Here is a 26216-nt window from a genome sequence, read left to right as displayed (position 1 = left end):
TAGTGTTTCGGTGGTCATAGCGTTAGGGAAACGCCCGGTTACATTCCGAACCCGGAAGCTAAGCCTTTCAGCGCCGATGGTACTGCATGGGGGACCGTGTGGGAGAGTAGGACGCCGCCGAACAATTTTTAGAGAAAGCCCTGGTGGGAACCTTGAGTTCCCACCAGGGCTTTTTCGCGTTTACCCGCATTCCCGTTTACGCGAGCCTCCCCAGCTCCTCCCTCCGTACTTCTCCCAACAGCCTTTCCCCCTTCACCCACCGCCCCACTTCCTCCACCGCCCACACCCCGAGCCGCCGCCCCTCGCTCCCCTGAGCCCCGGCAATGTGCGGCGTCACCATCACATTCGGCAGCGACAACAATCGCTGCTCCTGTTCCAGCGGCTCCGGGTCCGTCACATCGAGCCAGGCGCTCAGCCGCCCTGATGCGCATTCCCGCTCCAGCGCCGCCGTGTCGACGATCGACCCCCGTGCCGTATTGATGACCGTCCCACCGTCCGGAATCAGCGCCAGGTGCTGTTCATCCAGCAGCCGGCGCGTCTCCGGGGTCTCCGGTGCGTGGACCGTCACGATGTCCGACGCCCGGCAGAGGTCTGCCGGACTCACCACGCGCTCCACGCCCATCCGTTCGGCGTCCTCGCCCGTCACGTACGGGTCGAAGAGCAGCACCCGGTAGCCGGCCGCCGAGGCCCGTAGCCCGGCCATCACTCCGCGGCCGATCCGGGAGGCGCCGATGACACCGACCGTGCGGCCGTCCGCTCCCCGCCTTTCCGTGAAAGCCGGCCAGCGGCCGTTCGCGTATGCCGCGGCCATCGGCAGGGCGCCCTTCGCCGCGAGCGCGATCACCGCGAGGGTGAAGTCGGCGACCGGGCCCGCATTGACGCCTGCCGCCGACGAGACCACGATTCCGCGCTCCCAGACCTCCTCCGTCACCAATTGCTTTACTGACCCCGCCGCATGGACGACGACCCTCAGCCGTGGCGCACGGTCGAGTACGGCTTTCGTCAGTGGCGGGCACCCCCACCCCGTGACGAGGACCTCCACACCCTCCAGGTTTTCCGGCCCGGGGATGTTCCCCCTGCCCTCCCCGCTCTCCCCGCTCTCCCCGCTCTCCCTGCCCTCCCTCGCCTCAACGGCTTTCACCCTCACCGTTCGGCCCGTCAATTCCCCCAGCCGCTCACGCAGATCACCGGGCATCACCACCCCCAGCTCCTCCGCGCCCATGACCACCGCAACACCACCTGCGCGCGCTTCCGTCATGCGCAGCCCTCTGCCCTCCCGGCCGAGAGCGAAAACACATTGCCTGTGCCAACCATCTGGCGCGACGATCAAGGGATGGAGCACATCATCAGGCCTGTGCGCGCGGACGACTGGGAGAAGTCCAAGGAGCTGCGGCTGGTGGCGCTTTCGGATCCGGTGGCGCCCATCGCTTTCCTCGACACCTACGAAAAGGCTTCCGCGCAGCCCGACAGCTATTGGCAGGAGAGGGCTCGGGCGAGCTCCGAGGCGTGCAGTGTCATCACGTTCGTGGCCGAGGCGCCCGACGGAACGTGGGACGGCACGCTCACCGTTCTGGTCGAGCGCCCGGACGCCGACGAGGACACCGTCTTCGGCGGTGTTCCCTCCGTTCCGCAGACGCACATCGTCGGGGTCTTCGTCCGGCCCGAAGCCCGCGGGAACGGGCTCATACAGGCGCTGTTCGAGGCGGCCGTCGTGTGGTCCTGGGCGCTGTCCGAGCCCCGCGTCGAGCGCATACGCCTCTTCGTGCACGAGGACAACGGCCGTGCCCTCTCCGTCTACCGCAACGCCGGCTTCGTGCCCTCCGGCCTCACCGTGGCCATGCCCGACGATCCGCAGGCGAAGGAGTACGAGCTCGAACTCGTCCGCCCCGCCGGCTGAACTCCCCTGATTCTCCGCTCATACTCCAGTCATGCTCCACCGGATCCGGATCCGTAGTCCCTGGGCCGTCGACGCACTGATCACCGCCGTGGTCCAGGTCGCCGTGACCATCCCCTTCGTCGTGCCGCGCTCGGCCGACGTGCCGCCCGCGACCTGGGTGTTCTACGGGATGACCACGTTGTCCGTGCTGCCGCTCCTGTGGCGCAGCCGGGCGCCGCTGACCTGCCTCCTGGCGATCACCCTGGCCGGGTTCGTCTATCTGCCGATGGACGGGCCCGGTCAGCCGATGCCGTACAGCCCGCTGGTGGCGATCTTCACCGTCGCGGCACAGGGAGGAGCCCGGCAGCGGCAGGTGACGATCGCCGCCGGGCTGCCGCTCGTCGCCTTCGCGGTCGCCCTCCGGACCAACACCGCCCGCGAGTACCTCTTCGCGTTCTTCCTCTTCACGATGGTGTACGTGCTGGGTGTGCTGGCGCGGACCAGGCAGGCGTACACGCAGGCCGTCGAGGCGCGGGCCGCCGCGCTGGAGCGGGACCGGGAGCGGGAGGCCGAACGGGCCGCCGAGCGGGAACGCGCCCGGATCGCCCGGGAGATGCACGACGTCCTCTCACACGCCGTCAGCCTGATGGTGGTTCAGGCGGAGGCCGGGCCTCTGGTCGTACGGTCGGATCCCGACCGGGCGGAGGCGGCGTTCGACGCGATCGCCGGGGCCGGGCGGGACGCGATGGTGCAGCTGCGGCGCATGCTCGGCGTGCTCAAGGACGATCCGGGAGAGGGACCGGGGGAGAAGCCGGGAGAGGGGCCGGGTGGGGCCCCAGGACAGGGTGGCGCCCCGCACGGGCCGCGCCGCACGCCGCAGCCCACCCTCGCCGGGTTGGACGACCTCGTCGAGCAGGTGCGGCGGGCAGGGCTCCCCGTGGCCCTGCTCACGGAGGGCGAGCCGCGGCCGCTCGCCGCCGATGCCCAGGTCACCGTCTACCGCGTCGTCCAGGAGGCGTTGACGAACGTCCTCAAGCACTCCGACGCGCGCACCGTGACCGTGCGGCTCGCCTGGGGACCGCCCGGCGGGGACCGGCTCTCCGTCACCGTGACCGACGACGGCTCCGGCGTCCGCAAGGCCGGTGGCGAAGGCAGCGGCAGGGGGCTGATCGGCATCCGCGAGCGGGCCGCCGCGCACGGCGGGACGGCGTCGGCCGGGCCGGGACCGGACGGCCGCGGCTACCGCGTTTGTCTGCGACTGCCGCTCGTGATCTCCTCACGGGCAGAAGTGCCAGAAGTGCCAGAAGTGCCAGAAGTGGCAGGAAGAGCAAGAGTGGTGGCAGAGCCGGGGGAGGCGACGTGACGATCCGTGTGGTGGTGGCGGACGACCAGGAGCTGGTGCGGAGCGGCTTCGCCATGATCCTGTCCGCTCAGCCGGACATCGAGGTCGTGGCGGAGGCCGGCGACGGAGCCGAGGCCGTGGCGGCCGTCCGGCGGCACGCGCCCGACGTCGTCCTGCTCGACATCCGCATGCCGCGCATGGACGGCATCGAGGCGGCCCGCACGATCTGCGCGGAGAGCGGCTGCAAGGCCGTCATGCTCACCACCTTCGACCAGGACGACTACGTCTACGAGGCGCTGCACGCGGGCGCGAGCGGGTTCCTGCTGAAGGACGTGCGCCGGGACGACCTCGTGCACGCCGTACGCGTCGTCGTCGCCGGGGACTCCCTGCTCGCGCCGTCCGTGGCCCGCCGCCTGGTCGCCGACTTCACCAGCCGCGGGCAGGCGGCAGCGATCGCCGCGCCGGTCCTGGGGGCGCTCACCGCGCGCGAGCGCGAGACGCTCGTGCTGCTCGGGCGCGGCCTGTCGAACGCGGAGATCGCGGCCGAGCTGGTGGTCAGCGAGCACACCGTGAAGACCCACGTCAGCAACGTGCTGTCGAAGCTGGGGCTGCGCGACCGGATCCAGGCGGTCATCTGCGCGTACGAGACGGGGCTGATCGCCCCCGGCGGCTGAGCCGTCCGGCCCCGTAATCCCCCGCGAGTTCCCCTCGGCGAATCCCCCGCGCGAGGGAGCCCGGCGGCGGTGGATACCCCTCGCGTCGGCGATTCGCCGGCGCGCGCGGATCGCGAGGATGGATTCCGTTGGGAAGAACCGTCACCACCAGGGGGAACCACCGTGCGCCGCAACAGAATCGCCGTCCTCGCAGCCACCGCTACCGCCACCGCCACGGCCACCGTCATGGCGCTTGGCGCGGTCGCCGCACCGGCCATAGCCACACCCTCCTCCCACACCTCCCGCACCTCCCACGCTTCCGTGCAGCCCGCCGGCAAAGCTGCCGGCAAGGCCGCGGACGAGGCTGCTGAAAAGACTGAGGCTGCTGAAAAGACTGCGGAAAAGGCCGCCGCCCTGCGGAAGGCGATCGACGGCCTGCCGGACGGCGTCGCCACCGCCGCGCAGGTCCGCTACAAGGACAAGGATCTGCGCTGGAGCGGGGCTTCGGGGGAGGCCGATGTGCGCACGCACACGCCGGCCAAGGGCGACGAGCGGTTCCGCGCGGGCAGCATCACCAAGACGTTCACGGCGGCCGTCGCGCTGCAGCTCGTCCACGAGGGGAAGCTCGACCTCGACGGGACGGTGCAGCACTACCTGCCGGGTCTGCTGCCCGCGCACTACCCCGACGTCAAGGTCGGGCAGCTGCTGAACTACACCAGCGGCCTGCCGGGCGGGGACACCCGCGGCACCCCGAAGACCCCCGACTGGGACAAGGGCCGCTACACCACCTGGGACCACCGCGCCCTCGTCCGGGCGGGCTTCGGCAAGCCCATGGAGTTCACCCCCGGCACGCAGCAGCACTACTCCAACATCGGCTACAACGTGCTGGGGCTGCTGATCGAGAAGGTCACCGGGCGGACGTACGAGCAGGAGCTGCGCGACCGGGTCATCAATCGGGCCGGCCTCAAGGACACCTACAGCCCCGGCACGAGCTTCCGCATCAAGGGCCGCCACACGCACGGCTACGAGGCGCTCAAGAACGCCGACGGCACCACCCGGCTCGTCGACACGACCGAGTGGGACCAGTCCGAGACGTGGGCCTCCGGCGACCTCATCACCACGACGGCCGACCTGGACCGCTTCGTCTCCGCGCTCTTCGCCGGCCGCATCGTGCCGCAGCAGGAGCTGAAGCTGATGTTCACCGTGCCGCAGGTCCCGCAGTACGAGAGCGGGAAGCCCGCCGTCTACGGCAGCGGCCTGGCGCGTGTCCAGCTCACCAAGGGCGGGCCCGTCTACTGGGGCAAGACCGGGAGCCGCTACGGCTACCTGAACGGCTTCGCCGCCACGCAGGACGGGAAGCAGTCGCTGATCTACTCCGTCAACTCCACGGACGCGAAGGGGGAGAACATCACGCCGGACTCGCGCGTCGGCAGGATCATCGCGGCGGGCGTCGGGACGCCTGCCGCGTAGGGCCGCCCTCGAAGAGCCGGCCCCGGACGACCACCGCGTCGATCCGGCGGACGGCCTCACGTCGCGCGGCGGGTCCGCGCCCGGGGCCAGGACGACGAGGCCGGCCGTCCTGCCGGGCGCGACCGTGCCGGCGGTGGGGGCGGACCCAGCACTCGCGCGGGCCCGACCATGGCCGCGCGGAGCGCCGCCGCGGCGCCCAGTCCCGCACCGTCGGCCAGCTGCTCCAGCTCCTTGTGGAGGTCGCCGCCCCGTGTGCTGCCCGCGAGGACCGGTACGCCGCGGCGGCGCAGCTCCGCGACCAGGCGCAGGCGGTGGTCGTGGATCCCGCGGAGGTACGCCGCATCCGGCCCCCCGGGGATCGACGTGGGCCGCCAGGGCGCCTGCCGGGCTCTGCCGTCCCGTCCCCCTCCCGGGCCGCTGCGGGTCTCCCCTCGATGACTGCCCGAGTCGCCGGCTGCCCGGCGCGGTGCCTACCCGACGAGTGCGCGGTGCGGCCACCGCGCGCGGGCCTGCTCCTCGGAACGCATGAGCGCGAACGTCGGCAGGCCGAGCGCCGCGCCGTCCGCGAGGAGGTCGGGGAGGGCGGGCACGGGTGCGACGGCGGCGACATCGTCCAGCACCAGGGACAGTGGTGGGTCGAGCCGACCGGCAGATGACCGTCCGGCCATGCCCCGGCCGCGCTCGACCACGCTTGCGACGAGTGCGGTCAGCAGGGGCATCGCACCCGGGCGGGTGCGGGGATCCTCAATCGCCTCACCCACCACGTACAGGGTTCCCCCCTCGGCGACAAATGATTCCCATGCCAGGGAATCGGCCCGGTGCGGATTGCAGGCATCGCGGACGTGAACGGACGACAGTGCGCCCAGCGCACGCGCGGTCAGCTCCTGGGCCACCTCGCGGCGTTCGGGATGCCCCGTGAGCGCCGACTCGAGCTCCCCGGCCGCGCCGCCCGCCGCCTTCACGTGCGTCCGCAGGATCCGTACCGGCTCGTGCGCCGCCGCGCCCTGCGCCCAGCGGAGCACCTGGCGGAACGGCCGGGCGTCCACGGCGGCGGCGTGCAGCCAGCAGCGCAGCAGCGTCTCCGCGACGTCCGCGGTGGCCGAGTCGAGGGCGCTGTGCGGGCGTACGGGGGCGAGCAGGGCGGCCGCGCGGGCGGCGGCGGCCTCCCGGGCCGTGCAGCCCCCCAGAGGCGACCAGCGGAGCCGGTCGGGGGTGTCGAGGAGGTGGCTCGGGTCGAAGACGTGCACGGGGCCGAGCTTGGCGCGGGCGTCCTTCGTGGCCGCCCACAGCGCGGCGTCGCTCGTCGTGACGAGCACGGGGCCGGCAGCCTCCAGGACGGCGCGGACGGCGGTGTCGCCGCGGTCGGCGCCGTAGCGGACGCCGGGGGAGACGGGCCCTGCGGGGGCTTCCGTGGACGGCGGGGCGGGCGTACGGGGCCCGGGGACGGGCAGGGTGTCCGACGGATCGCCCGGGCCCGCCGGGGAGTCCGGTCCGGGGACGGGAAGTGCCTCCCGGCCGACTGCGCCGGCCCCGGGCCGCCCGGCGTCGTCAGCGGCGCGGGCTGCCGCGCTCTCCGCGCCGGGCGGCTGCGGAGAGCGCGGGAGGCCGTCCGCCGGTGGCCCGGAGGGGCTGTTACCGGCCGCGGACCGGTCGGGAGCCGCGGCTTCCGCCGCACTTCCCGTGCCGGCGGAACCGCCCTCCGCGCCGGAGGCACCGGCCGCCCGGCGTCGTGCCCGTACCGCTTTCCAGCGCGCCACCGTGCCGACCACGAACACCCCCAGGACGATCAGCGCCAGCAGCTCGCCGATGAGGAGGCCCCAGAACAGGCCGTAGCCCGAGAGGCTCTCCGCCGGGGTGTCGGGCCAGGCGGCCGGCAGATCGCGCGGCTGCGTCACCAGGTGCCGCACGGCCATGGGCGTACGGGTGAGAGTGACGGCCTCCGGCCAGTCGCCGTGGGCGAACAGCGCCGCCAGGCCCGTCGTCCCCCACACCAGCAGCGTCATGCCCAGCAGCAGCACGATGACCGCCATCAGCAGCCCGTCCGGAATGCCGCGCTCCGGCCGCCGGTCGCTCATCCGCCGTTCTCCCCCCGTTCCCGGCCCTGCCTCAGGCCACCGTCGATTCCGACTCCGGAGACGCGTCCGCTTCCAGGGCCGCGGCCGCCCGTTCCGCGGCCGCGGCCTCCGCCGCGAGCTCGCGCGCGAAGTCGCCGTCCTCGGTCATCGCCCGGTCGGTGTAGACGAGCGGCCGTTCGATGTCGGTGACGAGGTGCTTGACGACCTGGACGTTGCCGTTGACGTCCCAGACGGCGATGCCCGGCGTCAGCGTCGGGATGATCTCGACCGCCCAGCGGGGCAGGCCGAGCACCCGGCCCGTGGCGCGCGCCTCGTCGGCCTTCTGGGCGTAGATGGTGCGCGTGGAGGCCATCTTGAGGATCGCCGCGGCCTCGCGCGCCGCAGCGCCGTCGACGACGTCGGACAGGTGGTGGACGACCGCGACGAACGACAGGCCGAGCCGCCGGCCGAACTTCAGCAGCCGCTGGAAGAGCTGCGCGACGAACGGCGAGTTGATGATGTGCCAGGCCTCCTCGACCAGGAAGATCCGTTTCTTCCGGTCGGGCCTGATCCACGTGTGTTCCAGCCAGACGCCGACGATCGCCATCAGGATCGGCATGGCGATCGAGTTGCGGTCGATGTGGGAGAGGTCGAAGACGATCAGGGGGGCGTCGAGATCGATGCCGGCCGTCGTCGGACCGTCGAACATGCCGCGCAGGTCGCCGTCCACGAGCCGGTCCAGGACCAGGGCGACGTCGAGGCCCCAGGCCCGGACGTCGTCTATGTCGACGTTCATCGTCTCCGCGGACTCGGCCTCCGGGTGCCGCAGCTGCTCCACGATGTCGGTGAGCACCGGCTGCCGGTCGAGGATCGTCTCGATCACGTTCGCGTGGGCGACCTTGAGGGCGAAGCCGGCCCGTTCGTCGAGCCCGCGGCCGGTGGCGACCTCGATGATCGTGCGGAGGAGGGCGAGCTGGCCGGTCGTGGTGATCGCCGGGTCGAGCGGGTTGAGCCGGATGCCGCCGTGCAGGGCGGCGGCGGGGTCGAGCCGGATGGGGGTTATCCCCAGCTGCTGGGCGATCAGGTTCCACTCGCCGACGCCGTCCTCGCCCTGGGCGTCCAGGACGACGACCTGCCGGTCGCGGAACCGCAGCTGGCGCAGGACGTAGGTCTTCTCCAGCGCCGACTTGCCGTTGCCGGACTCGCCGAGGACGAGCCAGTGCGGGGCGGGCAGCTGCTGTCCGTAGAGCTGGAAGGGGTCGTAGATGTAGCCCTTGCCGGAGTACACCTCGCGCCCGATGACCACGCCGGAGTCGCCGAGGCCGGGGGCGGCGGTCGGCAGGTAGACGGCCTGGGCCTGGCCGGTGGAGGTCCGCACGGGCAGCCGCGTGGTCTCCACCTTCCCGAAGAGGAAGCTGGTGAACGCGTCGGTCAGGGAGGCGAGCGGGTCGAGCACGGCATGCCCCTATCGTCGGATGCCGGTCGCGAACGGCAGGGTGTTGACGAAGGCCCGGTGGTGCTCGCGGTCGCACCACTCCAGCTTCAGGTAGCTCTTGCCGGCCGAGGCTCTTATGGTCCGCTTGTCGCGCGCGAGCGCTTCCGGCGAGCGCGACGACACCGTGATGTACCCGACGAGGTTGACCCCGGCCGCGCCGCTGGCGAGGTCCTCGCCGCGCTGGTCGACCCGGGAGTGGTGGGCGACGTCGCGCGGGTCGACGACGCGGTTCATCTTGGCGGCGCGGGAGGCGTCCGCGTCGTCGTTGGTCTTCTCCGTCAGCATGCGCTCGATGGCCACGTCCGTCGGCTCCAGGTCCATGCAGACCGCGACCGTACGGATCACGTCCGGGGTGTGGACGAGGAGCGGCGCGAGGAAGTTGACGCCCACCGGGGTCATGGGCCACTCCTTCACCCAGGCGGTGGAGTGACACCAGGGCGCGCGGGTTGACGACTCCCGGGTCTTCGCCTGGAGGTAGGTGGGCTCCATGGCGTCCAGCTCGGCCGGCCAGGCGTTGCGCTGGGTCATGGCCTGGATGTGGTCGATGGGGTGGTCCGGGTCGTACATGGAGTGGATCAGGGAGGACAGCCGGCCCTGGCCGAGCGGCTGGCGGACCCGGATGTCGGCCTCGGCGAGCCGCGCGCAGATGTCGGTCAGCTCGCGCGCCATGACGACGGCGAGGCCGCCGTCGCGGTCCAGCCTGCGCTTGGCGCCGTCGTGGCGGGAGGCGCGCGCGATGGCGTTGGCCTCGGCGGCCAGCTCGCGCGTGTAGTGCATGCAGGCGACGAGGTAGGCGCGGTGCTGCTCGGAGGAGGTCGACACCATCGACTGCAGCTGGTCGTAGGAGTCCTTGAGCCACTGCGGGGAGCCGGCGTCGCCGCGCCGCTCGACGTCCTTGGCGTGGGCGTCGGGGTCGGCGGGGAGGGTGCGGGCGAGCATCTGGATGCGCGTCACATAGCCGTCGCCGTTGGCGACGTGCTTGAGGAGCGTGCCGAACCGGTCGACCAGCGCCTCCTGGTCCTCCGAGTCGCGCAGCCCCACGCCGGGGCCCTCGATCTCGATCGCGGCGGTGACCGTGCGGCGGTCGGCGTGCAGCAGGACGGCGATCTCGTCGGGGCCGAAGGGCGCCGCGAGCCAGTTGATCCGCCCGATGCCCGGGGGCGGGCCGACCTCGATCTCGCGGCCGTCCATGCGCGTGCCCGCCTCGATGGCGGCGGACCGGTAGGCGGTGCCCCGGCGCAGGGTGCGCTTGAACGAGCGGTTGATTTCAAACCATTTGTAGAAGGTGCGGCCCTTGTACGGGACGTACACGGCGGCCAGCGCCAGCATCGGGAACCCGGTGAGCGTGACGATCCGCAGCGGCAGGACGGGCACCAGCAGGCCGCACATCATGCCGAGGAAAGCCCCGGCGATGATCAGCGCGATCTCCCCGGTCTCCCGGTTCTTGCCGACGACCGCGTTGGGGCGCGCGCGGCCGATCAGATACGTACGGCGGGCCGCGACCGGCTGGGACTGGGCCTGGATCGTCAACTCCGCTCACCTCCTGTGTTGCTGCGGTTCTGGGCGCGCGGCGCAGAGGCGGCGGAATTGCCACTTCCGTTGCCCCTGTTGTCGCCGCTGCGGGCGGGGGGCCGGGTGCTGTGGGCGGCGACTCCGCCCGCCACGGTGTCGGCGGGCCGGTGCTGGTGGCCGCCGCCGGACCCGCCGGAGCCGCGCGCGCTGTGGGCGGTGATGCCCTGCTTGACCAGGGCGGCGGGGGAGGAGATCACGGCGGCGGCCTGACGCGACGCCGCGTCGTTGCTGGCGCTGCGGGTGCTGACGATCTCGTCGCCGAAGCCGGGCACGAAGCGGTAGATCATCGCGCTGGCGAAGATGGCCAGGATGATGATCGCCAGCCCCGAGACGACGGCCGAGAAGGAGTCCGGCCCCTTGCCGGAGGACAGCGCTCCGGCGAGGCCCAGCACGACCACGATGATCGGCTTGACCAGGATCACCGCGATCATGATGCCCGCCCAGCGGCGGACGTGCTTCCACATGTTCTTGTCGACCAGGCCCGCGTAGACGGCGGTGCCGAGGAGGGCGCCGGCGTACAGGAGGGCGGCGCGGATCACCAGCTCCAGCCAGAGGACGCCCGCGGCGAGCACGGAGACCAGGGACACGACGATCAGCATGATCGGGCCGCCGCCGATGCCCGTGCCCTTCTTGAGGGCGTCCGCGAAACCGCCGAAGAAGGCGTCGTTGTTGGCGTTGGTTCCGGTGGCGATCGCCTGTGTGACGGCGTCGGTGGCCGAGACGAGGGTGTAGAGGACGAGCGGGGTGAACGCCGAGGCCAGCACGGTCAGCCAGAGGAAGCCGACGGCCTCGGTGAACGCCTCGGTGAACGGCACGCCGCGGACGGCGCGCTTGGCGACGGCCAGCAGCCAGAGCACGAGCGTGAGCACGGTGGAGGCGGCGAACACCACGGCGTACTGGCGCAGGAAGGCGGCGTTGGTGAAGTCGACGTTGCCGGTGGCCTCGACGGCGGCGGACAGCTTGTGGACGATCCAGGACGCGGCTTCGCCACAGCCCTTGGCGAGGGAGGCGAGGGGGTCGAGGGCGGTTTGGGGGTCGGGCGGGGAGTTCGAGGATTTGTCGCCGGTGCAGATGTCCTTCGCCCTGCCGACGATGAGATCGCAGGCGCTTTTGTCGCCGCCCTTGCCGGGGCTCGACGAAGGGGCTGGTGACGTGGATGGCGACGGAGGGGTGGGCGCGGCGAGGGCCTTCGAGGCCAGTGCGGTCACTGCTACCTGGGCGGACACGACTGCCGCGGTCAGGGAGAACACACGGCGGCGGCTACCTGGCATAAGTGAACCCTCCGTACCCGTTGACCGCGTTGGTGATCTCGTCAGCGCTCGATGCCCGGATGTCGCCGCCGACCGGGGCGGGGCCCTGCTTCTGGTCGGACGCGGCGAGCTTCCAGTCGTCGTTCGTCCAGCGGAGCTTCTGGATGATGGTGAACCAGGTCTGGGCGACGGGCTTGGTCGACCCTTCACCGGCAAGCCCCATCAGGCCCGTGCACCACACTTCGACGGTGGCCTCGGTCTCGTTGAACGCCGTGGTCTTGGTGCCGACGGGAACGGTGCGGGAGACGAACGTCTGTCCCTTGGGGGCGGAGCCGTCGTCGTTGAGGCCGAGGTTTTTGAAGAAGCCGGCGCTGTAGGCCTGGTCCAGCTTGCCCTGGAGGTCGCGCGCGGTGTCCGGCGTGTGGATCGCGTCCACGATGGCGTGCCGCGACGCCTTCTCGAACATCCCGTCACCGCCCAGCGCCACCGCGAAATTCGCCGCCGCGGACTCCGCCCCCTGCTGCGTCCGCGCAAAACCGGAAGCGATCCCCCCGGTCTTCCCTCCCACCGGCTTCACCCCCGAAGGGGCCGTCGCCCCCGCGCTGACCTTGTCCCCGCTCTTCTCCGAATCCCCCGAGTCGGACCCGCCCCCTCTGTTGGCGAAGGCGATGGCCGCGATGAGCAGCACCACGACGCCCACGACCGTGATCAGGTTCCGGTTGGACATGCCCGCGCGGGCGCCCCCGCGGCCGCCCCTGCCGCGGCGGGGGGCGTACGGATCGCCCTCGCCCTCCGGCAGCCGGGTGCGGGTCAGGCCGTGGTCCTCGTCGTAGCCGTCCTCACCGAGACTCATAGCGCGCACGTCCCCTCATACGTCGTCGCCGCTGTGGCACCCGCATATGACGGTAGCGGCGCAAGGGGATTCCCGGGGGAGGAGGACGAGGGGGTGTGAGGGGGCATCAGGTGGCAGCCTCGGGTGCGTGGGTCGCTCAGACGGCCATGCCGTAGACGATGGTGAACAGGGTGCCGAGCGAACCGATGATGAAGACGCCCGTCAGCCCCGCGACGATCAGGCCCTTGCCCTGCTCCGCGCTGAAGGTGTCGCGCAGGGCCGTGGCGCCGATCCGCTGCTTCGCCGCGCCCCAGATCGCGATGGCGAGGCACAGGAGGATCGCCACGGCCATGATGACCTCGATCATCACGCGAGCCTCGTTCCCCAGGCTACCGAACGGCCCCCAGTTAGGGGCGATTCCGCCAATAATGGTGTTGATGTCGCCCTTGCCGGCCGCCAAAAACATCTGCAACTCACCGCCCCTTATGGGTTGTTGTCAACACCCTCACCGCTGGGTAAAGGTCAGGACCTATCTTCGCCGAAGATCGCGCCTCAGCATGTCGACTTGGCGGCATTTCTTGGCGGAACTCGTACGCGTGCTCCCCGTGGGGCCCTGACCTGCGACGCAGGGTGATGTCAGTGGGTGCTCCTAAGGTGACTCTGTGTATCACGGGCATGGACGCCGGGCAACGTTCGGCGGGATCGGGGGTCACGGGGATGGACGGGCGAGAGTCTGTTCGGTCGGTACGCTGTCCCGAGCGCCGTCCGGGCGCCGATCGCGCCCCTGGGCCGTCGGGCCGGCCCGCGCGCCACGGGGGCATCGAGATCAAGGGTGGTACGGGTGCTGGTTGCCGATCGCTACCGGCTGGAGGAGCTGCTCGGCCGCGGCGGCATGGGCGAAGTCTGGCAGGCGCAGGACGAGGTGCTGGGCCGTCAGGTCGCCGTGAAGCTGCTGCTCGGCGACGACGGCGACGAGTCCGCCGCCTCCCGCTTCCGGCTGGAGGCGCAGACTGCGGCGCGGCTGAATCACCCCCAGGTGGTCGCCGTCTACGACTTCGGGTCCTGGGACGGCCGCTTCTATCTGGTGATGGAGCTGGTCAGGGGCCCGAGCCTGGCCCAGGAGCTGTCCGCCCGCGGCCCGCTCGTCCCGCGCCGCGTCGCCAGGATCGCCGCGCAGTCCGCGGCCGGTCTTGCCGCGGCGCACCGCCAGGGCGTCGTCCACCGGGACATCAAGCCCGGCAATCTGATGCTCGACGCCGACGACACCCTGAAGATCGGCGACTTCGGCATCGCCCGGTTCGTCGACGAGACCTCCGCCGCGCTGACGCGCGTCGGCCAGATCGTCGGCACGAGCACCTACCTCGCCCCGGAGCGGGCCCTGGGCAAGGTCGCCGGCCCCGCCTCGGACGTCTACGCCCTCGGCTGCGTGCTCTACCAGCTCCTCGCCGGACAGCCGCCCTTCTGGGCGGACAGCCCGACCGCCCTGCTCTACCTCCATGTGGACACGCCCCCGGTGCCGCCCCGTCAGCACCGGGCGGATCTGCCCCCCGCCTTCGAGGCGTTCCTGCTGCGGATGCTCGCGAAGAAGCCGGAGGACCGGCCGACCGCGCAGGAAGCGGCCGACTGGTTCGCCGGGCCCTCCTGGGAGGAGCCGCCCCGTCCCGTACGGACGCCCATGCCGCAGCCGGTGTTCGGGGTTGCGCCCGCAGCGCCGGTAGGTGCGCCCGCTCGTCCGCCGACGCCGCCGTCCTTGCCGCCTGCCGCCGCCGTTCCCGGCACCCTTGGGGTTCCTGGTGCCCCTGGGGCTCCCGGCGCCCCTGGTGCCCCGCTGGGCGTTCCGGCGCCGGCCCCGGCCGCCGCGGCACAGGGACACCGCAGGTCCTCCGGCGGCAGCGGGAGCTCCCGGAGCTCCCGCAGTTCCCAGGGCGCGGCCGGGCTCAGGGGCTCGGTCCCGGGCGGCGGAGGCAAGGGCATACGCAGCCCCAAGGTGCTGCTCAGTGCCGTGGCCGGCGTCGTGGCTTTCCTGGTGGCGGCGGTGATCGGCGCGTCCGTCTTCGGCGGCTCCGGCAGCGAGACGGGCTCGCAGCGGCCCGACGCGCCGCCGACGGAGTCCGCGGACCGCGCGCCGGGCGGGAATCCCGCGCCGCCCAAGGCCACGCCGTCCCCGTCCAAGAAGTCCAAGAGCAAGAAGAAGTCCAAGGACAAGGACAAGGAAGACGACGACTGACCCCGCGCCGGCCGGGCCGCGGCCCGGCTCACGCCTCGGGGACGTCCTCCACGAAGTGGTCGAACTCCCCGGCCCTGACGCCCAGGACGAAGGCGTCCCACTTGGCGGCCGTGGTGACCACCACGGTCTCGGGCTCGGTGTTCGTCCGGAGGTGCACGTCGCCGTTCTCGGCGAAGGCGATTTCCAGGTACTCCGTCTCGTCGCCCTCGGTCACCGGGATCCAGTCCAGCTCCGGCATCGCTCCTCCTCCTCGCCCTCCTGGCCGGTCCCGCTCACCGTAACGCCTGGCGGCGACGGGGCGGCACTGCACGCCTGTTGACGGATCGATACAAATTGCGGATACGCGGCGGGTCGTTGGGGGAGGATTGCGGGGTGCGGAAGCTCTGGGTGGGCATGACGGTGGGCATCGCGATGTGCCTGTGCTTCATCGGGCTGCTCGTGATCGGCGTGTACACGGCCGCGTCGAACCTGCTCGGGGGCGTCGGCGGAGGCTCCGTGGGCCTGGCCAAGGGTGCCGTGCCGGACCAGTACCAGACGCTCGTGCAGAAGTGGGGCAATCTCTGCCCCGCCCTCAACCCCGCGATCCTCGCCGCGCAGATCTACTCGGAGAGCGGCTGGAACCCGAAGGCCGTGAGCCCGGCGGATGCGCGCGGGATAGCCCAGTTCATCCCGGGCACGTGGGACGCCCACGCGATCGACGCCAACGGCGACGGCAGGAAGGACATATGGGATCCGCAGGACGCGATCCCCTCCGCGGCCGTCTACGACTGCGAGCTCTCCAAATACGTCAAGAACGTCCCCGGCGATCTGTCGGACAACATGCTCGCGTCGTACAACGCGGGTTCGTACGCGGTCATCCAGCACGGCGGCATCCCGCCGTACCGCGAGACGCAGGGGTACGTCCGCTCGATCCGCACGCTGGAGAAGAGCTTCGCCCGGCCCGTCGGCAGGGTCGCGCCCTCCCGGCAGGCCGCCGGGGCGATCTACTTCGCCCAGGGCAAGCTCGGCACGCCCTACCTGTGGGGCGGCGACGGCACCGCCGAGGACAACGGCCGCTTCGACTGCTCGGGGCTCACCAAGGCCGCGTACGAATCGGTGGGCATCACCCTGCCCCGCGTGGCCAACGACCAGTGGAACGCGGGCCCGCACCCCAAGCGGGACGAGCTGATCCCGGGCGACCTCGTGTTCTTCGCCACGGACCTGAAGGACCCGCGCTCCATCCACCACGTGGGCATCTACGTGGGCGGCGGGCAGATGATCAACGCCCCCTACACCGGGGCCGTGATCCGCTTTGACAAGATCGACATGCCGGACTACATCGGGGCCACCCGCGTCACCCAGGATGGCGCGAAAGCGCTGCCCGCGGGCAGCACCGCATGAACGCTCCGGAACGAACTGCGACGATGGGTCACCCTTCCATAACGTCCTGGTGATCATTGGGAGAAGAGTGGAACGCCCGGCCGGAGTGGCGCGTTCCATGAGGAGTGGGAAAGCAGCGCCACTGAGCGGGGGCTCCAGCGACGCACGGACCACGGGGGTCGGCAACTGGACGTAGCGACAGGCGACAGATAAGGGGCCACGGCACATGGCTGGACTCGCGATGGGCTATCCCATGCCGCAGGCCAGGGGCGGGAACCCCGACACCAGCACGCTGTACGACATCAACGGCCTTGCCAAGGACGCCCCCGGCTGGCTCGACCGCACCATGGCATTCGTCGGCGAGTACGGGATCGTCCTCGGCCTCGCCGTCCTCATGGCCCTCGCCTGGTGGAGCCTGCGCCGCCGGCCGGACGCCCCGGCCGCCGTCGCGGCACTGCTGTGGGCGCCGCTCGCGGCCGGCCTCGCCCTGCTCGTCAACGTCCCGATCCGCGGCTTCGTCAAGCGGCCCCGGCCCTTCATGGACCACACCGGCCTGGACGTGCTGGTCAAGGGCAAGACCGACTACTCCTTCGTCAGCGACCACGCGACGCTGACGATGGCCATCGGCGTGGCCCTCTTCGTCGCCAACCGCAAGTACGGGCTGATCGGAATCGGCCTCGCCTTCCTGGAAGGCTTCTGCCGCGTCTACATGGGCGTGCACTATCCGACGGACGTGATCGGCGGGCTCGCCCTGGGCACGGCGGTCGCGCTGCTGCTGGCGCCGCTCGCGATGATGGCGCTGACCCCGCTCACGCGGGCGGTCGCGCGGACGCGCTGCGCTTGGCTCGTCCGGGACGAGCGGGGGGTTGCGGCACCGCCGCTCGTGGCGGCGGAGGCGGCCGGAGCCGCCGAGGCCGAGCGGGGTGTGCCCCGGCACCGGGACAACGACCTCGCGGCGTAGGCCCTTCCGGCGGACCGGGGGCGCGCACGCCCCGGCGCGGGCGGCTCCGGATTCCGCCGGACCCTCGCCGTGGTGGCGCGCCGCGGCGGCGAGCCTTCCTCAGCCTCAGCTGCGATGTGCCACGGCGTGGCGCGAGGCGGCCCTCAGACGAGCGGCCTGGCCTCTCGAATCCGCCGCCGCGGCGCCAGGCCACGACGGCGAGGGTCCGGCGGAATGCGCACGCACCGGCACCGGTACGTACCCCGACCGCCGGTAAGGCGCCGCGCGGCGCGCTAAAGCGCCTGCGGGAAGTCGAAGACGCGGTCCGGGTCGTACTGGCGCTTGAGTTTCGTCAGGCGGCCCTCCGCGTCGCCGTAGTACGCCTTGCGCCAGTCCTTCAGGCTCGCGTCCGCGTAGTTCTGGTAGGCGGCCCCGGAGGCGTGGCGGCGCATCGCCGCGTGCGTGCCGTCCAGCCACGACGTCTGCGCGCTGCCGGAGCCGCCCGCCGCCCAGTGGGCCAGGTACTGGGCCAGGAACCGCGAGCGGCGGTGGACGAACGCCGTCGCCAGCGGCTGGACGCGGTTGACCGCGCCGCCCAGGGCCGTCAGCTGCACCGAGACGCCGCCGCTGCCGCCCCCACGGGCGAAACGTTCCACCTGATCGGTCAGGGCCCGCACCCCCGCCGCGTTCAGCGACCGGTCGTAGAAGTCCGAGCGGGCGCCGTACGTCTCCCGCTCCAGCGTGCCGGACGCCTCGCGGCCGGGCGTGCTGCCCGGCAGGTGGCACTGCGTCTGCGACTTGTCGGAGCAGCCCGCGTAGGCGCGCACCATGTCGAGGTGGGAGCGGCGGCGCAGCCGTACGCCGTTGGACGCGCCGCCGACCTTGCCGGCCAGCGCGTCCAGGGCGTTCTCCAGGTCGCCGTAGCTGCCGAGGGAGTAGGCCGAGACGGAGATGCGCGGCGTGCCGCCCGCCGCGGCCGACAGGTCGCAGGAGGACCAGATCTCGTCGGGCCGGGTCGGCCCCCACTCCTGCCAGGCGCGGATCACGTCGGCGGCCCGTGACCAGGGCCAGGAGACGTAGCCGGTGACGCCGTCCGCCGCCGTGCGGGTGCGGAACCGGAGTTCGGTGACGACGCCGAAGTTGCCGTTGCCCGCGCCGCGCAGGGCCCAGAAGAGGTCGGCGTTGCGGTCGGCGCTCGCGTCGAGGACCTTGCCGTCGGCGGTGACGAGGGTGGCGCCGGTGAGGTTGTCGCAGGTCAGGCCGTAGGCGCGGGAGGTCACGCCGTGTCCGCCGCCGAGGGCGAGGCCGGAGATGCCGACCGTGGGGCAGGAGCCGGAGGGGAGGGTGACGCCGTGTGCGGCCAGACCCGTCTGGACGTCGATGAGCTTGGCGCCCGCGCCGATCACCGCGGAGGAGGAGTCCGGGGTGCGGACGGTCCGCATCCGGGAGACGTCGATCACGAGCCGGTCGGTGCCGCTGGACCAACCGGCATAGCTGTGGCCGCCGTTGCGTATGGATATCCGGGTGCTGTAGCGGCGGGCGAAGGACAGGCACTCGCGGATGTCCTGGGCGCCGGTCACGTAGGCGATGCCCGCCGGGCGCAGGCCGTCGAAGCGGGTGTTGTAGAGCTGCCGGGCGGTCGTGTAGTCGGCGTCGCCGGGGCGGACGAGACCGCCCGAGAGGCCCTTGGCGAGGGCGGTCCAGTCGGCCGTGCCCGGGTCCGGGCGCCGGGAGGCGGGGACGGCGCGGGCCGAGGTGATCATCCGGGTGGGGCGCTCCAGGCCGCTGCTGTCACCGCACGAGGCCGCCCAGGCGCCGGCGGCGGCCAGCCCGGCGCCTGCGGCGAGCAGCCGGCGTCTCCCCGGGATGCCGCGCGGTCCGCCGTCCGCACGGGCACCGCCCGTGCCCTTCGTCCCGTTCGTTCCGCTTGCGCCTGCGTCAACGGCCATGCCCGCCCCGTCACCCGATGTGCTGCTGGATTCCCCCTGCTGTGAAGACAGATGACGCGGAGGCGGCGGCGGTTCCGCCGGGGCCCGGCGGGCGGCTCAGCCGGTCGCGCCCGCCGCGGCCTCGTGTCCCGCGGCGTCGTCGCGGGCCAGGGAGCGGGCGCGGCGGGCGGGGCCGCGCCAGCCGCACGTGCAGCGGGCCGAGCAGAAGGACCCCTGCTCGCTGGTGCTGGTGAAGTGGGCCGTGGACGGCTCCGCGGATGCTGGCTCGGACACGTGACCACGCTACCGGGCCGTGACGGCCGCGCCCACGCCGTCGTTGGCAGTAACGGGTTCCACGGCGGGTCGGTGGCAGGGGGCTGGCAGGGAATGGTGGCGCGGAGAGAAGGCAGCAGAAGGCACAGCGGACGCGGAGGACACGGCCGTCGCGGTGGCGCGGCCCTCGCCGGGGTGACGGCCGGCGGCATCGTCCTCGGCCTCCTGGTGTCCGGCTGTGCGCTCCGCGGGCCGGCCGCCGCCGAGGCCCCCGAGCTCCGCGACAGCATGAAGAGCCTGAGCGGCCAGGCCCGGCAGGCGGGCGACGAGAGCGACCCCGGGCGGGCGCGGGCCGCGGTGCGCGAGGCCGCGCGGACGCTGGCCCGGGCGGGCCGGGCGCGGGTGCGGACGTCCATGGAGACGGTCAGCGGCGGCACCCGGCTGACGATCCACGGCGCGGGCGGGTACGACTTCGGGCGGCCCGCCGGACGGCTGACGGTGCTCGTGCCGGAGGACGCGGCCGGCGCCGCCGAGCACCGGCCGATCACGGAGCTCTTCTCCCCGGGCGCGCTCTTCATGAAGAACCGGGGCGCGGGCGTGCCGTCCGACAAGTGGGTGCGGCTCGCGACGGCCTCGCTCGCCGACGGGAACCTCCTCACGAACGGCGCCACCGATCCGCTCGCCGCGGCCGAACTGCTCGGCGGGGCCCGCGAGGTGACGTACATGCGGGACGAGCGGGTCGGCGGGGTCCGGGTGAGGCACTACTGGGGCACCATCGACCTCGGCCGGGCGGTGCGCGCCGCGCCGGAGCGGGACCGGGGGCCGCTCGCCACGGCGGCCAAAGGTTTCTCCAGCGGGACGGTGGCCTTCGACGCCTATCTGGACGAGCAGGGCAGGCCGCGCCGGCTGCGGCACCGCTTCAGCGTGGCGAGCACGGGGCCGTCGGCTCCGCGGGCCCCGATGACGGTGACCTCGACGGTCGAGTTGTACGACTTCGGCGCCGATGTGGACGTGGACCTACCCGACGCCGCCGATATCTATGCGGGGAAGGTCGGTTCGCCGCGGAATTGACGCGGCAGGGCGTAGTTGGCCATGGAAATGGTCCTTCTGTGCCATGCGCGCCATGTGTACCGATCACTAGGCTGGTTAGCCGAGGAACGAAAGACCAGCACGACCGGTACGACGAGTACGGCCAGGACAACCGAGGCACGAGTCCGAGACCGAGTCCCGGACCCGAGGCGAAAGACCCGAGGAGGTGAATCACGTGGTTTCGCGACGCGGTTCGTCGGGCGGGCCGGATCCCGTGGCCCTCATCGAGATCGATCTCTACGGTGATTTGATGATCGCCGCGTCCAGTGCGGATGAGGAACGGCTGAGCGCCGATCGCATCGACGAGGTCCTGCGCGTCGTCCCCGCCGGGGGAAAGGGCGAGGACTGACGGTTCCGGTGCGTTCGGCACCGCCGGGCCGGTCGTTTGTGATTGTTCGCCGCGGCGGCGGAGGGAGAGCCGGCGCAGCCGGAGTTTTGCCGCCGCTGCGGTGATGCCGCGGTGAAGCCGCGGTGCGGTCCGGCGGTGCCGGACCGGCCCCGGCCCGTACGGGTCGCGGAAACCGCTACGTCCGCAGCAGGCGCGCGATCGCCGCGCTCGCCTCCGCCACCTTCGCGTCGATCTCGTCGCCGCCCTTGACCGCGGCCTGGGCGACGCAGTGCCGCAGGTGCTCCTCCAGCAGCTGCAGGGCGAAGGACTGCAGGGCCTTCGTGCTCGCCGACACCTGCGTGAGTATGTCGATGCAGTAGACGTCCTCTTCGACCATGCGCTGGAGGCCGCGGATCTGGCCCTCGATCCGGCGCAGTCGCTTGAGGTGCTGGTCCTTCTGCTTGCTGTAGCCGTGCGGACCGGCCGGGGCGCCGGCCTCACCGTGGCAGGCCGCGGCCGCGCCACGGGCCGCCGCCGCGTCGTCGCCGCTGGTCAGCGGGGCTTCCGTGGTCGTCATGGCGTCCGTCCTCCTGCTGTCCGGCGGGCTGGTGGTGCGCGTGTGCGGTGCGCACCCGCTCATATACCCCCAGAGGGTATATGGTACAGAATTTTGCCCGCGGCGGCGGTACCTGGCTTCATGAGCACTCTGCCCGATGGGCGACACTGAGGGAATGCCAGTTAGCTGTGGCTGGATGATGCGCCTAGCATCAACGAGACCGAATCCGTTGCACCCCGAGGATCCCACGTGCGCTTTCGTCTGACCCCCAGGGAGACGAGCTTCTACGACATGTTCGCCGCCTCCGCGGACAACATCGTCACGGGCTCCAAGCTCCTGATGGAACTGCTCGGAGCGGATACGTCCGCACGGGCCGAGATCGCCGAACGGATGCGCGCAGCGGAGCACGCGGGGGACGATGCCACGCACGCGATCTTCCACCAGCTGAACTCGTCCTTCATCACGCCGTTCGACCGCGAGGACATCTACGCCCTCGCCGGCTCGCTCGACGACATCATGGACTTCATGGAGGAGGCCGTCGACCTGGTCGTCCTGTACCAGATCGAGGAGCTCCCGAAGGGCGTCGAGCAGCAGATCGAGGTCCTCGCGCGGGCCGCCGAGCTGACCGCCGAGGCCATGCCGAACCTCCGCACCATGACGAATCTCACGGAGTACTGGATCGAGGTGAACCGTCTGGAGAACCAGGCGGACCAGATCCACCGCAAGCTCCTGGCCCAGCTCTTCAACGGCAAGTACGACGCCATCGAGGTGCTGAAGCTGAAGCAGATCGTGGACGTGCTGGAAGAGGCGGCCGACGCGTTCGAGCACGTCGCCAACACCGTCGAGACCATCGCGGTCAAGGAGTCCTGACCCCCGGTGGACACCTTTGCTCTCGTCGTGACCATCGGGGTCGCGCTCGGCTTCACCTATACCAACGGCTTTCACGACTCCGCGAACGCCATCGCGACCTCGGTGTCCACCCGGGCGCTGACCCCCCGCGCGGCCCTCGCGATGGCGGCCGTCATGAACCTCGCCGGTGCCTTCCTGGGCAGCGGCGTGGCCAAGACGGTCAGTGAGGGCCTGATCGAGACGCCGACGGGCGACAAGGGGATGGGCATCCTCTTCGCCGCCCTGATCGGCGCGATCGCCTGGAACCTGATCACCTGGTACTTCGGCCTGCCGTCGTCCTCCTCGCACGCCCTGTTCGGCGGCATGGTGGGCGCTGCGCTCGCGGGCGGCACGGCCGTCATCTGGTCGGGCGTGGTCGAGAAGATCGTCATTCCGATGTTCCTCTCGCCGTTCGTCGGCCTGATCCTCGGCTATCTGGTGATGGTCGTGATCATGTGGATGTTCCGCCGGGCCAACCCGCACAAGGCCAAGCGCGGCTTCCGCATCGCCCAGACGGTCTCGGCCGCGGGCATGGCGCTCGGCCACGGTCTGCAGGACGCCCAGAAGACCATGGGCATCGTGATGATGGCCCTGGTCATCGGCGATGTGCAGGCCAAGGGCGACGCGATCCCGGTCTGGGTCAAGCTCGCCTGCGCGATCATGCTCTCGCTCGGCACGTACGCGGGCGGCTGGCGCATCATGCGCACGCTCGGCCGGAAGATCATCGAGCTGGACCCGCCGCAGGGCTTCGCCGCGGAGACCACGGGTGCGTCGGTCATGTTCACGACGGCGTTCATGTTCCACGCGCCGATCTCGACGACGCACGTGATCACCTCGGCGATCATGGGCGTCGGTGCGACCAAGCGGGTGAACGCGGTCCGCTGGGGCGTCGCGAAGAACATCATCCTGGGCTGGTTCATCACGATGCCCGCCGCGGCGCTGGTCGCCGCGCTGGCTTACTGGGTGGTCAACCTCGCGTTCGGCTGATCCCGGACCGCCCACGGAGTAGGGCCCGCCCCCTGGTACGAACAGGGGGCGGGCCCTTCGCCTTGCGGCGGCACCGCCATGCAGCGCCGTAAGGCGGTTCGGGGGGAGGCGGCCTAGCCGAAGCGGCCCGAGATGTAGTCCTCCGTGGCCTGCACCGACGGGTTCGAGAAGATCCTCGCCGTCTCGTCGATCTCGACCAGCTTGCCCGGCTGGCCGACGCCCGCCAGGTTGAAGAACGCCGTGCGGTCGGAGACGCGCGCCGCCTGCTGCATGTTGTGCGTCACGATCACGATCGTGAAGCGCTCCTTCAGCTCCCCGATCAGGTCCTCGATCGCGAGCGTCGAGATCGGGTCGAGCGCCGAGCAGGGCTCGTCCATCAGCAGGACCTGCGGCTCGACCGCGATCGCCCGCGCTATGCACAGCCGCTGCTGCTGGCCGCCGGAGAGGCCCGCTCCCGGCTTGTTCAGCCGGTCCTTGACCTCCTTCCAGAGGTTCGCGCCCTGGAGGGACCTCTCCACCACGTCGTCCAGCTCGGCCTTGCGGACGCGGCCGCCGTTGAGGCGGATGCCCGCGGCCACGTTCTCGTAGATCGACATGGTCGGGAAGGGGTTCGGCCGCTGGAAGACCATGCCGACCGTGCGGCGCACGGAGACGGGGTCGACGCCGGCGCCGTAGAGGTTCTCGTCGTCCAGCATCACCTTGCCCTCGACGCGGCCGCCGGGGGTGACCTCGTGCATGCGGTTCAGGGTGCGCAGGAAGGTGGACTTGCCGCAGCCGGACGGGCCGATGAAGGCGGTCACGGAGCGGGGTTCGACGGTCATCGAGATGTCGTCGATGGCCTTGTGGGTGCCGTAGTAGGCGGAGAGGCCGCTGACGTCGATTCGCTTGGCCATGGGGATCACTACTTCTTTCGTGCGGACGACGGTCAGCGACCGGTCTTGGGGGCCTTCCAGCGGGCGATGCCGCGGGCCACCAGGTTGAGGATCATGACGAAGGCGATCAGGACGAGCGCCGCCGCCCAGGCGCGGGCGTAGCTGGCGTCGTTGCCGGCCGCCCACTGCTCGTAGATGTAGTACGGCAGGGAGGACTGGGCCCCGTCGAACGGGTTGTTGTTGATCACCTGGGAGCCGAAGACCAGCAGGACGATCGGGGCGGACTCGCCGGCGATGCGGGCGATGGCCAGCGTGACGCCGGTGGCGATGCCGCCGATGGCCGTGGGCAGGACGACCTTGAGGATCGTGCGCCACTTCGGCACGCCCAGGGCCAGCGAGGCCTCGCGCAGCTCGTTGGGGACGAGCTTGAGCATCTCCTCGGTGGAGCGGACGACGACCGGCATCATCAGGATCGCCAGGGCCATCGAGCCGGCGAAGCCGGAGTAGCCGAAGTCGAGCATGAGGATCCAGAAGCTCAGGATGAACAGGCCCGCGACGATCGAGGGGATGCCGGTCATGACGTCCACGAAGAACGTCACGGCCTTCGCCAGCCGGCCCCGCCCGTACTCCACGAGGTAGACGGCCGTCAGCAGGCCCACCGGGGCCGCGATGGCGGTGGCGATGCCGACCTGCTCCAGGGTGCCGATGATCGCGTGGTAGACGCCGCCACCGGGCTGGACGGTGAGGACACCGGCCATGGAGTGGGTGAGGAAGTTCCCGTCGAGGACCTTGATGCCGCGGGCGACGGTCTCCCAGATCAGGGAGACCAGCGGTACGACGGCGAGCAGGAAGCAGACCCAGACGAGGCTGGTGGCCAGCCGGTCCGTGGCCTGGCGGCGGCCCTCGACGCGCGCCGCGAGGGCGTACATCACGGTGACGAAGAGGCCGGCGGCGATCAGGCCCCACTGGATGCGGCTGCTCAGCGCGGCGCCCAGGCCGATCCCGCAGCCCGCGGCGACCGCACCGGCGGCGACGGCGGCCGGGGCCCAGCGCGGCAGGCGCGGCTGGTGCAGGGAGACGGGGCGCGGCTGCGGGGCGCTGTCGGCGACCAGCGGCTGGTCGATGGTCACGTCGCTCATTCCGAGTACTCCTTGCGACGCGCGATGATCAGCCGGGCCGCTCCGTTGACCAGCAGGGTCAGGACGAAGAGGACGAGGCCGGAGGCGATCAGGGCGTCCTTGCCGATCTCACCGGACTCCTTGAAGCTGCTGGCGATGTTCTGGGCGAACGTGCCGCCGCCCGGGTCCAGCAGGCTCTTGCCGATGGTGAAGCTGGGGGAGAGGACGGTGGCGACGGCCATCGTCTCGCCGAGGGCGCGGCCGAGGCCGAGCATGGAGGCGCTGATGACACCGGAGCGGCCGAAGGGCAGGACGGCCATCCGGATGACTTCCCAGCGGGTGGCGCCGAGCGCGAGCGCGGCCTCCTCGTGCATCTTCGGGGCCTGCAGGAAGACCTCGCGGCTGACGCTGGTGACGATCGGCAGGATCATGATCGCCAGCAGGATGCCGATGGTGAAGAGGGAGCGGGCGGCGCCGTCGTGGTACGCGAAGATGCCGGTCCAGCCGAGGTAGTCGTTCATCCAGCTGTAGAGGCCGCCGAGGTGCGGCACCAGGAAGAGGGCGCCCCACAGGCCGTAGACGATGGACGGTACGGCGGCGAGCAGGTCGATCACGTACGCGAGCGGGGCGGCGAGCCGGCGCGGGGCGTAGTGCGAGATGAAGAGGGCGACGCCGATGGCCACGGGCACGGCGATGAGCATCGCGATCAGCGAGCTGACGATCGTGCCGAAGGCCAGGACGGCGATGCCGAAGACCGGCGGGGTGGCGTTGGCGCTCCACTCGAAGGTGGTGAAGAAGCTGCCTTCGTTGTGGGAGAGGGCGTTGGTGGCCCGGACGGTGAGGAAGACCGCGATGGCGGCCATGATCACCAGAAGCAGGAGGCCGGAGCCGCGGGAGAGGGCGAGGAAGATCCGGTCGCCCGGGCGGGTGGGGCCCTTCGCGGCAGGCTTCGCGGCCGTCGCCGGTGGGCTGCTGTCGGCGGTTGAGCTGGTTATGTCCATGGGGATTTCTCCGGTCTGCGGGGCCGTCTCCCGGCGGGGGAGGCGGCTCCTCGTGCGGCGGTGCACCGGACGGTGTGACGGGGCTCCGGTGCCGGAGCCCCGTCAC

At 71.6% G+C, this 26216-nt stretch carries 25 protein-coding genes and 1 rRNA gene; 12 read left to right on the top strand and 14 right to left on the bottom strand.

Features of this window, described 5'->3' with window-relative positions:
• Positions 1–6 precede the first annotated feature (6 nt).
• Positions 7–123, top strand: a 5S ribosomal RNA gene (rrf, locus tag ACOTKD_RS17265).
• A 73-nt stretch (positions 124–196) separates the two neighbouring features.
• Here the strand turns inward: rrf and ACOTKD_RS17260 are convergent.
• The gene (locus ACOTKD_RS17260) at positions 197–1258 is read right to left on the bottom strand and encodes a hydroxyacid dehydrogenase (protein ID WP_424889826.1); all 1062 of its coding nucleotides are present in this window, start codon (positions 1256–1258) and stop codon (positions 197–199) included.
• Positions 1259–1333: 75 nt separating this feature from the next.
• Between ACOTKD_RS17260 and ACOTKD_RS17255 the strand changes: the two genes are divergently transcribed.
• From ACOTKD_RS17255 to ACOTKD_RS17240, 4 genes are all read left to right on the top strand, one after another.
• Positions 1334–1897: a GNAT family N-acetyltransferase gene (locus ACOTKD_RS17255; protein ID WP_424889825.1), complete on the top strand. Its 564-nt coding sequence runs from the start codon at positions 1334–1336 to the stop codon at positions 1895–1897.
• A gap of 31 nt (positions 1898–1928) precedes the next feature.
• Positions 1929–3239, top strand: a complete 1311-nt coding sequence (locus ACOTKD_RS17250) for a sensor histidine kinase (RefSeq protein ID WP_424889824.1) — start codon at positions 1929–1931, stop codon at positions 3237–3239.
• On the top strand, positions 3236–3892 hold the full coding sequence (locus ACOTKD_RS17245) for a response regulator (protein ID WP_424889823.1): 657 nt from the start codon (positions 3236–3238) through the stop codon (positions 3890–3892). Before ACOTKD_RS17250 ends, ACOTKD_RS17245 begins: the two co-directional genes overlap by 4 nt.
• Before the next feature lie 162 nt (positions 3893–4054).
• Positions 4055–5341 carry a serine hydrolase domain-containing protein gene (locus ACOTKD_RS17240; protein WP_424889822.1) on the top strand — a complete coding sequence of 429 codons (1287 nt, stop codon included), beginning with the start codon at positions 4055–4057 and terminating at the stop codon, positions 5339–5341.
• Positions 5342–5811: 470 nt separating this feature from the next.
• Here the strand turns inward: ACOTKD_RS17240 and ACOTKD_RS17235 are convergent, their stop codons facing one another.
• From ACOTKD_RS17235 to ACOTKD_RS17210, 6 genes are all read right to left on the bottom strand, one after another.
• Positions 5812–7416 (bottom strand): type VI secretion protein, encoded by a 1605-nt coding sequence (locus ACOTKD_RS17235; RefSeq protein ID WP_424889821.1) that lies wholly within the window; start codon positions 7414–7416, stop codon positions 5812–5814.
• Positions 7417–7447: 31 nt separating this feature from the next.
• On the bottom strand, positions 7448–8851 hold the full coding sequence (locus ACOTKD_RS17230; protein WP_424889820.1) for an ATP-binding protein: 1404 nt from the start codon (positions 8849–8851) through the stop codon (positions 7448–7450).
• Between the two features lie 9 nt (positions 8852–8860).
• A complete protein-coding gene (locus ACOTKD_RS17225; RefSeq protein WP_424889854.1) occupies positions 8861–10414 on the bottom strand; it encodes an SCO6880 family protein in 1554 nt (517 codons plus the stop codon).
• Positions 10415–10416: 2 nt separating this feature from the next.
• Positions 10417–11733: a hypothetical protein gene (locus tag ACOTKD_RS17220; RefSeq protein WP_424889819.1), complete on the bottom strand. Its 1317-nt coding sequence runs from the start codon at positions 11731–11733 to the stop codon at positions 10417–10419.
• Complete coding sequence (locus ACOTKD_RS17215; protein ID WP_424889818.1) at positions 11723–12565, bottom strand: hypothetical protein; 843 nt, start codon at positions 12563–12565, stop codon at positions 11723–11725. Before ACOTKD_RS17215 ends, ACOTKD_RS17220 begins: the two co-directional genes overlap by 11 nt.
• Before the next feature lie 136 nt (positions 12566–12701).
• Complete coding sequence (locus tag ACOTKD_RS17210) at positions 12702–13010, bottom strand: hypothetical protein (RefSeq protein WP_030367101.1); 309 nt, start codon at positions 13008–13010, stop codon at positions 12702–12704.
• Positions 13011–13385: 375 nt separating this feature from the next.
• Between ACOTKD_RS17210 and ACOTKD_RS17205 the strand changes: the two genes are divergently transcribed.
• Complete coding sequence (locus ACOTKD_RS17205; protein WP_424889817.1) at positions 13386–14771, top strand: serine/threonine-protein kinase; 1386 nt, start codon at positions 13386–13388, stop codon at positions 14769–14771.
• A 28-nt stretch (positions 14772–14799) separates the two neighbouring features.
• On the opposite strand, the gene ACOTKD_RS17200 is transcribed toward ACOTKD_RS17205, so the two are convergent.
• Positions 14800–15009, bottom strand: coding sequence for a DUF397 domain-containing protein (locus ACOTKD_RS17200; protein WP_424889816.1), 210 nt, complete (start codon positions 15007–15009; stop codon positions 14800–14802).
• A gap of 155 nt (positions 15010–15164) precedes the next feature.
• Here ACOTKD_RS17200 and ACOTKD_RS17195 point away from each other — a divergent pair, with 155 nt between their 5' ends.
• The gene (locus tag ACOTKD_RS17195; protein ID WP_424889853.1) at positions 15165–16151 is read left to right on the top strand and encodes an NlpC/P60 family protein; all 987 of its coding nucleotides are present in this window, start codon (positions 15165–15167) and stop codon (positions 16149–16151) included.
• A 205-nt stretch (positions 16152–16356) separates the two neighbouring features.
• Positions 16357–17091, top strand: a complete 735-nt coding sequence (locus ACOTKD_RS17190; RefSeq protein WP_424889815.1) for a phosphatase PAP2 family protein — start codon at positions 16357–16359, stop codon at positions 17089–17091.
• Positions 17092–17363: 272 nt separating this feature from the next.
• On the opposite strand, the gene ACOTKD_RS17185 is transcribed toward ACOTKD_RS17190, so the two are convergent.
• Together ACOTKD_RS17185 and ACOTKD_RS17180 are read right to left on the bottom strand one after the other, a co-directional pair.
• Positions 17364–19019 (bottom strand): FAD-binding oxidoreductase, encoded by a 1656-nt coding sequence (locus ACOTKD_RS17185; RefSeq protein WP_424889814.1) that lies wholly within the window; start codon positions 19017–19019, stop codon positions 17364–17366.
• Positions 19020–19115: 96 nt separating this feature from the next.
• Positions 19116–19292, bottom strand: coding sequence for a hypothetical protein (locus tag ACOTKD_RS17180; protein ID WP_424889813.1), 177 nt, complete (start codon positions 19290–19292; stop codon positions 19116–19118).
• A 93-nt stretch (positions 19293–19385) separates the two neighbouring features.
• Between ACOTKD_RS17180 and ACOTKD_RS17175 the strand changes: the two genes are divergently transcribed.
• Complete coding sequence (locus ACOTKD_RS17175; RefSeq protein WP_424889812.1) at positions 19386–20342, top strand: hypothetical protein; 957 nt, start codon at positions 19386–19388, stop codon at positions 20340–20342.
• Positions 20343–20535: 193 nt separating this feature from the next.
• Entirely contained in the window at positions 20536–20709 is a 174-nt protein-coding gene (locus ACOTKD_RS17170; RefSeq protein ID WP_424889811.1) for a hypothetical protein, read from the top strand.
• A 175-nt stretch (positions 20710–20884) separates the two neighbouring features.
• Here ACOTKD_RS17170 and ACOTKD_RS17165 read toward each other — a convergent pair whose 3' ends face one another.
• Positions 20885–21265, bottom strand: a complete 381-nt coding sequence (locus ACOTKD_RS17165) for a metal-sensitive transcriptional regulator (RefSeq protein ID WP_424889810.1) — start codon at positions 21263–21265, stop codon at positions 20885–20887.
• Between the two features lie 228 nt (positions 21266–21493).
• Between ACOTKD_RS17165 and ACOTKD_RS17160 the strand changes: the two genes are divergently transcribed.
• The gene (locus tag ACOTKD_RS17160) at positions 21494–22114 is read left to right on the top strand and encodes a DUF47 domain-containing protein (RefSeq protein WP_106674591.1); all 621 of its coding nucleotides are present in this window, start codon (positions 21494–21496) and stop codon (positions 22112–22114) included.
• A gap of 6 nt (positions 22115–22120) precedes the next feature.
• Positions 22121–23119: an anion permease gene (locus ACOTKD_RS17155; RefSeq protein ID WP_424889809.1), complete on the top strand. Its 999-nt coding sequence runs from the start codon at positions 22121–22123 to the stop codon at positions 23117–23119.
• A gap of 113 nt (positions 23120–23232) precedes the next feature.
• On the opposite strand, the gene pstB is transcribed toward ACOTKD_RS17155, so the two are convergent.
• Genes pstB through pstC form a run of 3 tightly spaced genes read right to left on the bottom strand, consistent with a single transcriptional unit; the run spans position 23233 to position 26110 of the window.
• Positions 23233–24012: a phosphate ABC transporter ATP-binding protein PstB gene (pstB, locus tag ACOTKD_RS17150; RefSeq protein ID WP_424889808.1), complete on the bottom strand. Its 780-nt coding sequence runs from the start codon at positions 24010–24012 to the stop codon at positions 23233–23235.
• Between the two features lie 32 nt (positions 24013–24044).
• Positions 24045–25130, bottom strand: coding sequence for a phosphate ABC transporter permease PstA (gene pstA, locus ACOTKD_RS17145; RefSeq protein WP_424889807.1), 1086 nt, complete (start codon positions 25128–25130; stop codon positions 24045–24047).
• On the bottom strand, positions 25127–26110 hold the full coding sequence (gene pstC, locus ACOTKD_RS17140; protein ID WP_424889806.1) for a phosphate ABC transporter permease subunit PstC: 984 nt from the start codon (positions 26108–26110) through the stop codon (positions 25127–25129). The genes pstA and pstC overlap by 4 nt, the downstream gene beginning before the upstream one ends.
• Positions 26111–26216: the final 106 nt, after the last annotated feature.

This window comes from Streptomyces sp. XH2, from assembly GCF_049725035.1.
Lineage (GTDB): Bacteria > Actinomycetota > Actinomycetes > Streptomycetales > Streptomycetaceae > Streptomyces > Streptomyces roseoverticillatus.
Note: the sequence above shows the minus strand (reverse complement) of the source record. Positions and strands in the feature narration are given on the sequence as shown.